Here is an 11,861-nt window from a genome sequence, read left to right as displayed (position 1 = left end):
AAAAATGGCCGAAGACAGTCCTTTCACCATCGATGCGGACTGGTTGCAGAAGCGCCTCGGCGAGCCTGGCCTGACCATCGTCGATGCCTCGTGGTATCTGCCGGCACAGAAGCGCGACGCGCGCGCCGAATACGATGCAGCGCACATCCCAAACGCCCGTTTCCTGGACCAGGATGCGATCTCGGATCCCGATTCCCCGCTGCCGCACACATTGCCGTCGCCGCAGCATTTCGCCCAATATGTCGGCGCCATGGGTGTTTCGGCCGATGACACGATCGTCGTCTATGACGGTCCGGGTTTTTTCTCGGCGCCGCGCGCCTGGTGGATGTTCCGCGTCATGGGCGTGTTCCAGGTCTACATATTGGACGGCGGCTTCGACCGCTGGAAGGCAGACGGACGGCCGGTGACGTCGGAGCCGACAAAGATCGCGCCTGGGGTGTTCCATGCCGACTTTGATGCCGCTCGCGTCGCCAGCCTTGCCGACATGCGCCGGATCGTCGAGACCGGGGAAAGCCAGATCGCCGATGCACGTTCGCCTGGCCGGTTTGCCGGTACCGAGCCTGAACCTCGCGCCGGCATCCGTTCAGGCCACATGCCCGGCGCGCACAATGTGCCGGTTGCGGCACTTGCCGAGAACGGCGAACTGCTGTCGAAAGACCGTTTGCGCAAGGTGATCGAGAACGCCGGCATCGACCTGTCGAAGCCGGTTATCACCTCTTGCGGCTCAGGCATCACCGCGGCAGCGATCACGCTGGCGCTCGAGTCGCTCGGCCATACCGACAATAGGCTCTACGACGGCTCATGGACCGAATGGGGCGGGCTTGGCGATACGCCCGTGGTGACGGGCAAGGACTGACGGTGATGGAAAACGGAGCGGTTGAGGACATCGAGGTCACGGTGACGTTTCTCGAAATGCATGTGCCGCCGGCCTGTTCGCCGCCGCTGCCGTACAACCGCCAGATCGCGTTGCTGAAGACCAAGGACATTCCGCTGCATTTCTACCGCTATTTGATGGATCGGGTGGGTCGCAAATGGCACTGGGTCAACGTGCTGCGGCTGAGCGACGAGGAGTTGTCCGCAGGCATCCACCGCGAGGACCGCGACATAAGGGTGCTGTATCTCGATGGCGCACCGGCCGGCTTCTTCGACCTCAAGCCGCATCTGCCGGAGGAGGTGGAACTCGCCTATTTCGGTATGATGGAGCACGCGACCGGGCAAGGCATCGGCCGCTGGTTCCTCGGTGCGGCGATCGCCGCCGCCTGGTCGCACGGCCCAAGGCGGGTGACGGTGCAGACCTGCACGCTCGATCATCCGGCGGCATTGCCGCTCTACCAGAAACTCGGCTTTGCGCCGGTAGCGCAAAAGAAGGAGATCGTTCATCCAATGGCCTTCGCCGAGCGGGCGGCCAGCGTCATGCGACCGTGATTTCTCCCCAAAACTGAACTTGTTGTTCATCAATGCTTCAGCTTGTCTTTGCCATCTTGCCGGAATGATCAATGCGGCCGAGGCCGAAGGAGAAAGACATGCTGACCCGACGCACATTTGCCGCCGCGCTGATTGCGGCACTTGCCGCGCCGACCGTTGCCGCCGCCCAGGCGACCACGCCTTCGGCAGCGACGATCGAGCGTCAGCTCGAGGCAGCGCCCCGAGTTAAGCTGCGCCCGAACCAGCGTGTCACCATCCGCGAATTCAAGAGACGGCCGGACCTGCGGCGCATGGCCCGTTCGATCGATATCCAGTCGATCAATTTCGCGTTTGGCTCGGCAGCCATTTCCAGCTCGCAATACGGCAAGATCGAAAACATCGCCGATGCGCTTCAGCGCATCCTGCGACGCGATCCCGGTGCCCGCGTGCTGATCGAAGGCCATACCGACGCGGTTGGCTCCTTCCAGTCGAACCAGATCCTGTCCGAGCGGCGCGCCGCCTCGCTGAAGCGCACCCTGGTGCGCGAATTCGGCGTGCCGGGCTATGCACTTGAAACCGTCGGCTACGGCGAGGAGTTTCTGCTGGTGCAAACGCAGAACGAGAATTGGCGCAATCGCCGGGTGACGCTCCGCCGTTTCGACGACTTCATCCGCTGAGCCTGTCCGAAGAATCGCATTGGCGGCCGTCTGAAGGTGTCGTCTGCGTCTCCAATGCCCATGGTGCTGGCCGGGATCACAGGGCTGGTGCGGGGTCTCGACGCCCTGATAGACCGATCCAGATTGGCAGGAATCGGGTGGAAGCGCTGGCGCAGCGGCGTAATTTCCGATCGACGACACCGGAGATTTCGCCATGGCCATCCAGTTCAAAGCCTTGCCCACTGAAGATGTCAGAGCCTTGCAGCGCGGCGGGCCGGACGCCTACGGCCTGACACCGGAGCGGAAAGTATCCGATGGTGACGGCGTGCCTTGCCGCCACTGCCTGAACAACGTGGCCGCCGGCGATGTCTATCTTATCCTGGCCTACCGGCCATTCCCGGAATTGCAGCCTTATGCCGAAACCGGGCCGATCTTCCTGCACGCCGAGGAATGCGAGCGCGCTGCCGAGGTCGAGGCGCTTCCCGAAATGCTCGAAAGCACCGACTACATCGTGCGTGGCTACGGCAAGGACGACCGCATCGTCTATGGCAGCGGCGGCGTCATCCCAACGGGCGCTATCGTTGCGCGGGCAGAGGCTTTGTTCGAGCGCGATGACATCGCCTATGTGCATGTCCGCTCGGCGCGCAACAATTGCTATCAGTGCCGCGTCGAGCGCGCGTGACGATCCGGCGGTATTCAGCTGTCGTACGCCTGTCGCAATGTCGCGTTAGAAAAGCGTCGTCGATCGATTTGCCGACCGCGGATGAACCGGCGGGAAGTCTCGACATCCGAGGAAGCGGGGCTTTGGCTCCGCTTTTTTGTTGCCCACACCTCCGCCCAAAGAAAAGCCCGCCGCAATGACCGACGGGCTTTGACTGTTGTCTGGACCGGTTTAGTTGAACTTGTACTTCGCACCGATGCGAACGGTGTGGAACGAAGGCGTGGAGGTGAGAGTGTCATCCGCCAACCCGATATCCGACGAAAAATCCTTCTCGGAGAACTGCGAATAGCGGTATTCGAGGCCGACGGTCACATTGCTGGACATAGCCGTTTCCAGACCGGCACCAACTGAGAAGCCGCTGGAGTCCCAATCGAGGATATCGCCGATGGGTGAGGACGCATTCAGATCGAAGTGCTGCCAGCTGTAGCCGCCGAGAACATAGGCGAGGGTTGATTCGTTGACTTTCATACCGACACGAGCAAGCACATCGAAACCGTAATCAGTATCCAGATTGACGGATCCGCCTCCGAGATCCAATTCCGTCGTCATGCCGGAGTAGCGGGCGTCAACCATGACACCTGCCACCCAGCTGCCGAAATCATGGTCGTAGCCGACATTCAATTCGCCGAACACGCCTTCGCCGCCGAGCCCGTTGAACTCTAGACCGCCAAGCGGCGGAACTTCGATCTGGTGCACCGACGCACCCGCACCGGCGGCGCCGCCGACGTAGAAGCCCGTCCAGTTGTAAGTAGGGGCCTCAAAAGAGGCGACGCCGCCATTCTGGGCGCCAAAGCGATAGTTGGCCGCAACCTGGAACGTATGCCGCGAGGTGTCCGTGTCGAGAACGCCGTCCGGTATATCGAACTCGGAAAGAATGTTCTGAGTACCGAAGCGGGTATAGCGATATTCTGACTTGATGGTCCAGTTGCTGTTGATGGCCGTCTCAACGCCAGCTCCGACGAAGTAGCCGCTCTGGTCCCAATCGAAGTCGAAGCCTGCGTTCGTGTCGAGCTTGTACTTCTGCCAGGAATAGCCGCCGAGCACATAGCCCAAAGTGTTTGGGGTGAAGAGATAGCCAACCCGCAAACCAGCGTCGAAACCATAGGTCTCGCGGATCGAAGCATCCAATCCAGCAACATCGAGCGTGGTTTCAATGTTGCCGATATGGGCGTCCAAAAGTCCGCCGATCAGGAAGCGCGGCGACACCATGTAGTCGTAGCCGACGGTCAATTCACCATACACGCCTTCACCGCCAATGCCGTTCAGCGAGAAGCCAGGAAGGAAATCGCTGCTGAGCTCGTGGACATTGGCGCCGGCGCCAACGCCAAAGCCGACATAGATGCCACTCCAGTTGAAGCCCGATGTCTCGACGACCGGCACAACTGCGTCGGCGGCATGAGAAACCGATCCGAGCACCAGAACGGAAACCGCGCCAAGAAGAACAGATTTCGCGAATCTTTTGTGGATCATTGCCCCTACCCCTTTTAAACCCAGCACGTCTCTAGCAGCAGCTCATGCTGGCCGCTGTAACAAAAAAGTCACGGGAGCAGCGGATTGCAAGCAAGGCGAGCAAACCGGTCAGCTAACCGCAAATCATGAAATTCTGCTTGGGGAAAAACAGAGCCGCCGAGGGCGTCGGCGGCTCTGTCGGGAGAGGGATCAGCGGCGGGTTCAGGCGGCGAGAACGGCCTTCGGCTCGACCAGCTCGTAGCCGAGTGCTTCGGCCACCGCCCGGTTGGTGATCTTGCCCTTGTGGACATTCAGCCCATTGCGCAGATGATGATCGTCGACTAGCGCCTTCAGGCCCTTGTCGGCGAGCTGCAGGCCGTAATGCAGCGTCGCGTTGTTGAGCGCATGGGCCGAGGTGACCGGCACCGCGCCAGGCATGTTGGCGACGCAATAATGGATGACGCCGTCGACCTCATAGGTCGGCTCGGCGTGGGTGGTGGCGTGCGAGGTCTCGAAGCAGCCGCCCTGGTCAATGGCGACGTCGACCAGCACGGAACCTTTCTTCATGCCCGACAGCATCTCGCGCGAGACGAGTTTTGGCGCGGCGGCACCTGGGATCAGCACGGCGCCGACCACGATGTCGGCCGAAAAACACTCCTCTTCCAGCGCCTCGACGGTCGAGTAGCGGGTGTGGACGCGGCCGCCGAAGATATCGTCCAGCTGGCGCAGGCGCGGGATCGAGCGGTCGATGATGGTAACGTCGGCGCCAAGGCCGGCCGCCATCCGGGCGGCATGCAGGCCGACGACGCCGCCGCCGAGCACAGTGACCTTGCCGGGCAATACGCCGGGTACACCGCCGAGCAGCACGCCGCGGCCGCCATTGGTCTTCTGCAGGGCGGTAGCGCCAGCCTGGATCGAGAGCCGACCGGCGACTTCCGACATCGGCGCCAGCAGCGGCAGGCCGCCGCGGTCGTCAGTGACGGTCTCGTAGGCGATGGCCGTCACGCCCGAGGCCAGCAGGCCCTCGGTCTGCTCCGGGTCCGGCGCGAGATGGAGATAGGTGTAGAGGATCTGGCCGTCGCGAAGCTGAACCCATTCGTTGGGCTGCGGCTCCTTGACCTTGACGATCATGTCGGACTTGGCAAACACGTCGGCGGCTGTCTTGGCGATGGTGGCGCCAGCGGCGCGATAAGCGTTGTCGTCGGCGCCGATGCCGGCGCCGGCACCGGTCTCGACCAGCACCTCATGGCCATGCGCGACATATTCACGGACCGAACCTGGCGTCAGACCAACGCGGTATTCGTGGTTCTTGATTTCCCGGGGGCAGCCGACGCGCATGTTTTTCTCCTGATCCAGCCCTGTTGGGGCGTGTTCCCTGTTTAGAGATAGTGAACCACGAATCGTCCCGTAAGTGTTTGCGAATGCGCTTGCGCAGAAAGGCGCGGCTCGATAATCGTTGCGCAAAATAGCTGGATTGTCGCAGGAATCACGAAAAATGCCGCTCGACAGGATCGATATCGCCATTCTCGAAGCGCTGCAGAAAGATGGACGCATACCCAATGCGGCGCTCGCCGAGAAGGTCGGCCTGTCGCAGTCGGCCTGCTCGCGGCGGCTGGACAATCTGGAGAAATCCGGAACCATCCGCGGCTACCACGCCAGGCTTTCCAATGCCGCGCTTGGCCACCAGATGACGGCGATCGTACATATATCGCTGTCGGGACAGTTCGAAAAGACGCTGTCGGATTTCGAGGCGGCGATCAAACGTTGCCCGAATGTCCTGTCCTGCCACCTGATGTCGGGCGAATACGACTACATCCTGCGCATCGCTGCGAAGGATCTGGTCGACTATGAGCGCATCCACAAGGAGTGGCTGTCGGCGATGCCGCATGTGACAAAAATCAATTCGTCCTTCGCCTTGCGAGAGATCGTCGACCGGACGGCTGTGGGGATGAAGCCGGAACTTGCCTAAGCCTCGAAGACCTCCGTCACCACCCGGCCCATCGGAATGTCGTGCGGCTGCGGGTAGATGGTGGGAATGCGCTGCAGCTCGTAGCCGACACCGATGACCAGCGGCTTGAATGGCATCGCCGCCAAGGTGCGGTCGAAGAAGCCGCCGCCATAGCCCAGGCGATAGTAGGCCGGATCGATGCCGACGATCGGCGAAATGACGATGTCGGGCAGCACCGGATCGCCTTCAGCCGGGATCGGGATATTCCAGACACCTTTTTCCAGCCGATCGCCCGGAACGTAGGCACGAAAGATAAGCGGGCGGGCTTTCTCAATGACAACAGGCAGTGCGGTACGGCCGCCGCGCTCATTGACGGAAGTCATCCAGGCCCGCAGATCCGGCTCGCCGCGGAACGGCCAGTAGAGGCTGACCATGCGCCCGGCAATGTCGCCGATCACGGCATCAAGCCCTTCGGCGATGCGCTGTGACATTGCCGTTCGTACGTCAGCGGGGACGGCAAGGCGGGCCGCAATCAGCCGTTCGCGTTCGGCCTTGCGCCAACGTCTTACGTCAGTCCAGTCGGATAGTGGCGCGTGGAATTCCGGGTCTAGCTCATGCATGAAGCAAGGCGGCGAGGCGTATTGCGCCGGACTGTCGTCATGATCGCTGTCCACGTTCCAACTCCTGTCGTCTGTTTCGTTGAAATTATACCCCGTGGCAGGACAGGGCATGTACATTCGCGACATCCCAGGGCGGACAGTCGGCAAAGCCGGGCGTTGTTGCGGTGCACAAAAGTATCTACATAAGTCTTGGCGAAACTGTTCTCCCGGCCAACCTGCTCTCCCGGCCAACCTGATCTCCCGGAGTGAATGAGATGAACCAATCCAGCCATCATGTCGTGGTCGTCGGGGCGGGTTTTGGAGGGCTCGAATTCACCCGCGCGCTTGACGATGCGCCGGTGCGCATCACCATGATCGACAAGCGCAACCACCATCTCTTCCAGCCGCTGCTCTACCAGGTGGCGACCACGGCGCTGGCGACCTCGGAAGTGGCCTGGCCGATCCGCCATCTTCTGCGCAAGCGCAAGGACGTGACGACGCTGCTCGCAACGGTCAGAGGTGTTGATCGTGCCGGCAAACGCGTACTGCTCGATGATGGCAATGCGGTTACCTACGACACGCTGCTGCTGGCTACCGGCGCCCGCCACGCCTATTTCGGCCATGACGGATGGGAGCCTTTCGCACCGGGGCTGAAGACGCTGGAGGACGCCACCACTATTCGACGGCGCATTCTGCTCGCTTTCGAGCAGGCTGAGCGGGAAGCCGACCCCGCCAAGCGCCAGGCGCTGCTTACGCTGGCGATCGTCGGTGGCGGGCCGACCGGCGTGGAACTGGCCGGCACTATTGTCGAACTGGCGCACGACACGCTGCGCGGCGAGTTCCGCAACATCGACACGCGGCAAACGCGCGTGGTGCTGATCGAGGCCGGCGACCGCGTCCTTCCCAATTTCGCCCCGGAACTGTCCGATTACGCCAGCAAGGCGCTCGAGCGGCTCGGCGTGACGGTCGAACTCGGCCGGCCCGTCACGCGCTGCGATGCCGAGGGCGTGGTCTTCGGCGATACGCACCTGCCGGCCAGGACAATTCTGTGGGCAGCAGGCGTTGCCGCTTCGCCGGCCGCCGAGTGGCTGGGGGCGGCGGCGGACCGCGCGGGCAGGGTGCTGATCGAACCCGACCTGACCGTGCCGGGCAGCCCGGAGATTTTCGTCGTCGGTGACGCTGCACATGTCTTGCGACCGGATGGCCGCATGGTACCCGGCGTGGCACCCGCCGCCAAGCAGCAGGGCCGGCATGTCGCCGCCACGATCAAGGCCCGGCTTGCCGGCGACGCGACCCCGCGGCCTTTCCGTTACAAGCATGACGGCGATCTGGCGACGATCGGCAAGCGCGCCGCCGCGATCGATTTCGGCTGGATCAAGCTTACCGGCCGGCTTGCCTGGTGGCTGTGGGGCCTGGCGCATATCTACTTCCTGATCGGCTTCCGTAACCGGCTTGCGGTTTCGCTGAGCTGGCTTTGGATCTACGTGACAGGTCAGCGCAGCGCGCGACTGATCACCCAAGGTGACGACGACAGGAGCTGACGTCTCCGCCCGCGGATATTCATTCGCACGTCATCTGTTCGCTATCTCGGCAGCCAAAACGCGATCAACCGGTCGGTTGACCTCTTTGAAGACGAAGCTTTGCGCATTCGCTCAAACCCAATGTCACCGCCAGGTGGTGTGGGTTTGTCCTTTCACGTCGGCGGTGCGAAACGCTGCTTGATCACGGGCATGACCAGATCCAGCGCATCCGTGGAAATGCCGCCGGAATAGCCGTCCGGCAACTGGTCGATCAGTTCGGGATCGTCGAGCCCTTGCGAAAAGCCGCCGCCGGCATAGGGGCCGAGCAAATAGATGCGGGTGTCGACGCCATCCATGCGATCGAGAAAACGGTCGGGCCAGCCCCACAGCCATTGGGCGACGTTGATCGGGATAAGCAGTGTGCCCTGCCGACACGCTTCCGGAACGTAGTCGCTCCAGCCGAGCGCTGCGTAACGCAGGATACATTGGGTCAGCGACGCGCGGCTCAGCGTATGCATGTCCGGCAGCGCCGCCTTGACGGCCGCGATCGGCCTGTCGCCGCCATACACTGTCAAGCCGGCGCGCTCGGCTGGCGTCAGCGTGGCGAGCCAGGTGGCCAACGTCTCGCCCTCTTTGGGGTCGTTGCTCTTGATATTGATGTTGAAGCGACGGTCCGGGAAGTGCTGCAGGACCTCGTCCAGCGACGGCATCATGCCGATGCCTTTGCCGCGAAACGGAAAGGTCTTGCCGCCATCCGCCGTGTAACCATAGCCCACATCGAGCATCTTCAACTCGGACATGGCATGGGCGCGCGTTTCTCCCTTGCCTTCAGTGCGGCAATCCAGCGTCCAGTCGTGGAAGACGGCGAATTTGCCGTCCGTAGTCGGGTGGACGTCGAGTTCGAGCGCGTCCGCGCCAAGCGCGAAGGCGGCTTCCATCGAGGGGATCGTGTTTTCAAGGAAAGAATGGCGTGGCGGCAGCATGCGTTCGGCCGTGCAAGTGTCGGGGCCAAGATCCTTGCGGTCGAAATCCTGGGCCATGCCGCGATGGGCAAGCACCGCCGGCGTGTCGGCCGGACGGCTCGACAGCAGCGAGCTGTTGTTAAGCCAGATGCCGCTCGCAGCGACAAGAATGGCAACGAGGAAGATCGTCCGTTTGCGCATGATGTGATTCCAATTCTTGGCGCCGCATCTTGCGTCGGGATCGGACTTTTTCACGGCAGCCAGATGATTGCGTGGCCGCAAATCAAGCGGTGATGTCGCCGAACTGCGCTAAGCCTTGTAGACCACCTGGCGGACATCGATATAGCTGGCGCGGAAGCCGGCTTCGCAATAGTGCAGGTAAAACTCCCAGAGCTTCTTGAAGCGGTCGTCGAAACCGAGCGGCACGATCTTTTCCCATGACGCCCAGAAGCGGTGGCGCCATTCGGCGAGTGTGCGGGCGTAGTCGTCCGGGAAAATGCGCTCGCGCAGATGAGCGAGGCCATGGTCTTTACCGAGCGTTTTCAGGATCGACGGCGTCGGCAGCATGCCGCCCGGGAAGACGTAACGCTGGATGAAATCCGGCCGCGCACGATAGGTGTCGTAAGCCTTCTCATTGATGGTGATGATCTGCAAGCCGGCGGTGCCGCCAGGCCGCAGGCAATCCTTCATCTTGCCGAAAAACACCGGCCAGTATTTTTCGCCGACCGCCTCGAACATCTCGATCGAGGCTATGCGGTCGTAAGTGCCGGTCTCGTCGCGATAGTCCTGCAGCTTGATGTCGACCTTGTCGGCAAGTCCAGCCTTCTGGACGCGCGCTTTGGCGAAATCATGCTGCTCGCGGCTGATGGTCAACCCGGTGACGCGGCAGCCGATCTCGCGCGCGGCGAATTCGGCAAAGCCGCCCCAGCCGCAACCGATTTCCAGCACGTGATCTTTCGCGCCGATGCCCGTGTCCTTGGCCAGAGCGCGATACTTGGCGGCTTGCGCGCTTTCCAGATCGTTGGCGCCAGCCGCATAGAGCGCCGACGAATAGGTCATGCTCGGATCCAGCCATTCCTTGTAAAAGGCGTTGCCGAGATCGTAATGCGCCGAAATGTTGCGCTTCGAGCCGGTGCGGGTGTTTTGGTTGAACCAGTGGCGGGCACGCTGGGCGGCGTTGATGAGCCAGCTGGCGCCGCCGGCGATGCGCTCTCCGATTTCCGAATTGACCACGAACAGTTCTAGAAAACTAGTCACGTCGGGACTGTCCCAATCGCCGTCCATGTAGGACTCGGCGATGCCGATAGTGCCGCCGGTGAAGGCGCGGCCAGGTAAGCGCCAGTTCTTAAGCACCAGTTCGGCGTCCGGACCCGGCGCCTTGCCGCCGACGAGCACGGCGCGGCCGTCCGGCATCCTCACCTTGAGCGAGCCGCGCGGCAGGTTCATCGCCGCCGACAACACCATGCGCGCCTTGGCCGGCAGGCCTTTTACCGTTTCGGCGAAATTGAATTCGTCCAGCCTGACAGCGTCGCCCGACGCAACGCTGGTGCCTTCCTTATGAGCCATGTCACGCCCCCGGACTTCTGCGGAGCCGGCTTAAAATGGCCAGTTCCACACTCTGACGCAGTTCATTCGCCGGAGCGCGAAGGCCGCTCCCGATGAATCCCCATCATAGTCTTTCACGTCCTCGACACGAACTTCAAGGGGCAGGCGAGGAACTGACTGTGCCAAGCGGCGGCGTTCCGGGATTTCGGGTGTGTCCGACGCGGACATTTCACCACGGCAAGCGAGAAAGATCGGCGAGGTTCGGAGAGAGCGCCGACCAGCGCCGAAATCACTATGGCTGTAGCCATTGCCATGCGATAGTTTTCGCCATGCGTTATGTTATCGTCATTTGCGCCATCACGTTCTTCCTGATCTGGGACGGGCTCTACAATCAGGGCCGCTATCTCGACACCACGGTCAGGGAGATAACGCGTACCGTGCGCCACATCACCAGCCTGGTGTAGGTTTCCTTTCCCGCTCGACGCGTTGCCGCCGCGACATCGTTGCCGGTTGACGCGACCGCTTTGCCCACACAGAACACGCTTGCACATCGATCGAGGAGGCTGGGTTGATCCGGCATATCGTTTTCTTCAGCGCGCGGCACAAAGAGGATGTCGAGGCCGTACGCACGGGTTTGCTGGCGCTGGGCAACATCCCGCATTCCCGTCTTTTCGAGGTGACGCTCAACACCAAGGTCGATCCGCTTTCGGACGAGATCGACGTGGTCGTCTATGCCGAGTTCGAGGATGATGCCGCTTTGGCCGCCTACAAGGCACATCCGCTCTATGCCGAGACGACCAGCCAGGTCAAACCGTTGCGCGAATTGCGATATTCGGCGGATGTCGTGGCGGCGCCCTGAAGGGAGAAGCGACCGAACGCGCGTCGCTTACTCTGTCTGAGCGGCGGTGGGTTCGGTCAGATCGGCGCTAGGCCGCTTCGGCGCGTTCCAGACCAGCATGGCAAGAACAGCCATTGCGACGACCGCTGCCGCTACGAACAATGTCTTTCTCATTTGGATCACGTAGGTTGATTTCCAGCGGCGGCAAGTATTCAGGGG

General features: G+C 61.9%; 14 protein-coding genes. 8 read left to right on the top strand and 6 right to left on the bottom strand.

What is annotated here, in order from left to right; translation table 11 throughout:
- The first annotated feature begins 4 nt into the window (after window positions 1-4).
- The 4 genes from sseA (at window position 5) to AC0L26_RS08350 (ending at window position 2,742) form a co-directional block, all read left to right on the top strand.
- Window positions 5-856: a 3-mercaptopyruvate sulfurtransferase gene (gene sseA, locus AC0L26_RS08365; protein WP_473632110.1), complete on the top strand. Its 852-nt coding sequence runs from the start codon at window positions 5-7 to the stop codon at window positions 854-856.
- 5 nt (window positions 857-861) lie between these two features.
- Window positions 862-1,425 (top strand): GNAT family N-acetyltransferase, encoded by a 564-nt coding sequence (locus tag AC0L26_RS08360; protein WP_473632109.1) that lies wholly within the window; start codon window positions 862-864, stop codon window positions 1,423-1,425.
- Window positions 1,426-1,523: 98 nt separating this feature from the next.
- Window positions 1,524-2,081, top strand: coding sequence for an OmpA family protein (locus tag AC0L26_RS08355; protein ID WP_473632108.1), 558 nt, complete (start codon window positions 1,524-1,526; stop codon window positions 2,079-2,081).
- A 193-nt stretch (window positions 2,082-2,274) separates the two neighbouring features.
- Window positions 2,275-2,742 (top strand): DUF1203 domain-containing protein, encoded by a 468-nt coding sequence (locus AC0L26_RS08350; RefSeq protein ID WP_473632107.1) that lies wholly within the window; start codon window positions 2,275-2,277, stop codon window positions 2,740-2,742.
- A gap of 210 nt (window positions 2,743-2,952) precedes the next feature.
- Here the strand turns inward: AC0L26_RS08350 and AC0L26_RS08345 are convergent, their stop codons facing one another.
- Window positions 2,953-4,251 carry an outer membrane protein gene (locus AC0L26_RS08345; RefSeq protein WP_473632106.1) on the bottom strand — a complete coding sequence of 433 codons (1,299 nt, stop codon included), beginning with the start codon at window positions 4,249-4,251 and terminating at the stop codon, window positions 2,953-2,955.
- A gap of 201 nt (window positions 4,252-4,452) precedes the next feature.
- The gene (gene ald, locus AC0L26_RS08340) at window positions 4,453-5,568 is read right to left on the bottom strand and encodes an alanine dehydrogenase (RefSeq protein WP_473632105.1); all 1,116 of its coding nucleotides are present in this window, start codon (window positions 5,566-5,568) and stop codon (window positions 4,453-4,455) included.
- A 157-nt stretch (window positions 5,569-5,725) separates the two neighbouring features.
- Here ald and AC0L26_RS08335 point away from each other — a divergent pair, with 157 nt between their 5' ends.
- Window positions 5,726-6,199 (top strand): Lrp/AsnC family transcriptional regulator, encoded by a 474-nt coding sequence (locus AC0L26_RS08335; RefSeq protein ID WP_352930359.1) that lies wholly within the window; start codon window positions 5,726-5,728, stop codon window positions 6,197-6,199.
- On the opposite strand, the gene AC0L26_RS08330 is transcribed toward AC0L26_RS08335, so the two are convergent.
- The gene (locus tag AC0L26_RS08330) at window positions 6,196-6,798 is read right to left on the bottom strand and encodes a 5-formyltetrahydrofolate cyclo-ligase (protein WP_473632156.1); all 603 of its coding nucleotides are present in this window, start codon (window positions 6,796-6,798) and stop codon (window positions 6,196-6,198) included. The two genes, AC0L26_RS08335 and AC0L26_RS08330, sit on opposite strands and share 4 nt — an antisense overlap.
- A gap of 254 nt (window positions 6,799-7,052) precedes the next feature.
- Here AC0L26_RS08330 and AC0L26_RS08325 point away from each other — a divergent pair, with 254 nt between their 5' ends.
- The gene (locus AC0L26_RS08325) at window positions 7,053-8,318 is read left to right on the top strand and encodes an NAD(P)/FAD-dependent oxidoreductase (RefSeq protein WP_473632104.1); all 1,266 of its coding nucleotides are present in this window, start codon (window positions 7,053-7,055) and stop codon (window positions 8,316-8,318) included.
- 152 nt (window positions 8,319-8,470) lie between these two features.
- On the opposite strand, the gene AC0L26_RS08320 is transcribed toward AC0L26_RS08325, so the two are convergent.
- Together AC0L26_RS08320 and AC0L26_RS08315 are read right to left on the bottom strand one after the other, a co-directional pair.
- The gene (locus tag AC0L26_RS08320; RefSeq protein ID WP_473632103.1) at window positions 8,471-9,460 is read right to left on the bottom strand and encodes a glycerophosphodiester phosphodiesterase family protein; all 990 of its coding nucleotides are present in this window, start codon (window positions 9,458-9,460) and stop codon (window positions 8,471-8,473) included.
- Between the two features lie 108 nt (window positions 9,461-9,568).
- The gene (locus tag AC0L26_RS08315) at window positions 9,569-10,825 is read right to left on the bottom strand and encodes a class I SAM-dependent methyltransferase (protein WP_473632102.1); all 1,257 of its coding nucleotides are present in this window, start codon (window positions 10,823-10,825) and stop codon (window positions 9,569-9,571) included.
- Window positions 10,826-11,133: 308 nt separating this feature from the next.
- Here AC0L26_RS08315 and AC0L26_RS08310 point away from each other — a divergent pair, with 308 nt between their 5' ends.
- Together AC0L26_RS08310 and AC0L26_RS08305 are read left to right on the top strand one after the other, a co-directional pair.
- Window positions 11,134-11,268 (top strand): hypothetical protein, encoded by a 135-nt coding sequence (locus tag AC0L26_RS08310; protein WP_352930351.1) that lies wholly within the window; start codon window positions 11,134-11,136, stop codon window positions 11,266-11,268.
- Between the two features lie 104 nt (window positions 11,269-11,372).
- Entirely contained in the window at window positions 11,373-11,663 is a 291-nt protein-coding gene (locus tag AC0L26_RS08305; RefSeq protein WP_352930349.1) for a Dabb family protein, read from the top strand.
- Between the two features lie 27 nt (window positions 11,664-11,690).
- On the opposite strand, the gene AC0L26_RS08300 is transcribed toward AC0L26_RS08305, so the two are convergent.
- A complete protein-coding gene (locus AC0L26_RS08300; protein WP_473632101.1) occupies window positions 11,691-11,816 on the bottom strand; it encodes a hypothetical protein in 126 nt (41 codons plus the stop codon).
- Window positions 11,817-11,861 lie beyond the last annotated feature (45 nt).

This window comes from Mesorhizobium sp. WSM4823, from assembly GCF_055811195.1.
This window is presented reverse-complemented; position numbering and strand designations above follow the sequence as displayed.

Excerpts from the sequence above, each read along its gene's own strand:
- AC0L26_RS08315 (WP_473632102.1), bottom strand. The coding sequence starts at position 10,825 with ATGGCTCATAAGGAAGGCACCAGCGTTGCGTCGGGCGACGCTGTCAGG.
- AC0L26_RS08330 (WP_473632156.1), bottom strand. The coding sequence starts at position 6,798 with ATGCATGAGCTAGACCCGGAATTCCACGCGCCACTATCCGACTGGACT.
- AC0L26_RS08345 (WP_473632106.1), bottom strand. The coding sequence starts at position 4,251 with ATGATCCACAAAAGATTCGCGAAATCTGTTCTTCTTGGCGCGGTTTCC.
- sseA (WP_473632110.1), top strand. The coding sequence starts at position 5 with ATGGCCGAAGACAGTCCTTTCACCATCGATGCGGACTGGTTGCAGAAG.
- AC0L26_RS08310 (WP_352930351.1), top strand. The coding sequence starts at position 11,134 with ATGCGTTATGTTATCGTCATTTGCGCCATCACGTTCTTCCTGATCTGG.
- AC0L26_RS08360 (WP_473632109.1), top strand. The coding sequence starts at position 862 with ATGGAAAACGGAGCGGTTGAGGACATCGAGGTCACGGTGACGTTTCTC.
- AC0L26_RS08325 (WP_473632104.1), top strand. The coding sequence starts at position 7,053 with ATGAACCAATCCAGCCATCATGTCGTGGTCGTCGGGGCGGGTTTTGGA.
- AC0L26_RS08355 (WP_473632108.1), top strand. The coding sequence starts at position 1,524 with ATGCTGACCCGACGCACATTTGCCGCCGCGCTGATTGCGGCACTTGCC.
- AC0L26_RS08335 (WP_352930359.1), top strand. The coding sequence starts at position 5,726 with ATGCCGCTCGACAGGATCGATATCGCCATTCTCGAAGCGCTGCAGAAA.
- ald (WP_473632105.1), bottom strand. The coding sequence starts at position 5,568 with ATGCGCGTCGGCTGCCCCCGGGAAATCAAGAACCACGAATACCGCGTT.
- AC0L26_RS08350 (WP_473632107.1), top strand. The coding sequence starts at position 2,275 with ATGGCCATCCAGTTCAAAGCCTTGCCCACTGAAGATGTCAGAGCCTTG.
- AC0L26_RS08300 (WP_473632101.1), bottom strand. The coding sequence starts at position 11,816 with ATGAGAAAGACATTGTTCGTAGCGGCAGCGGTCGTCGCAATGGCTGTT.
- AC0L26_RS08320 (WP_473632103.1), bottom strand. The coding sequence starts at position 9,460 with ATGCGCAAACGGACGATCTTCCTCGTTGCCATTCTTGTCGCTGCGAGC.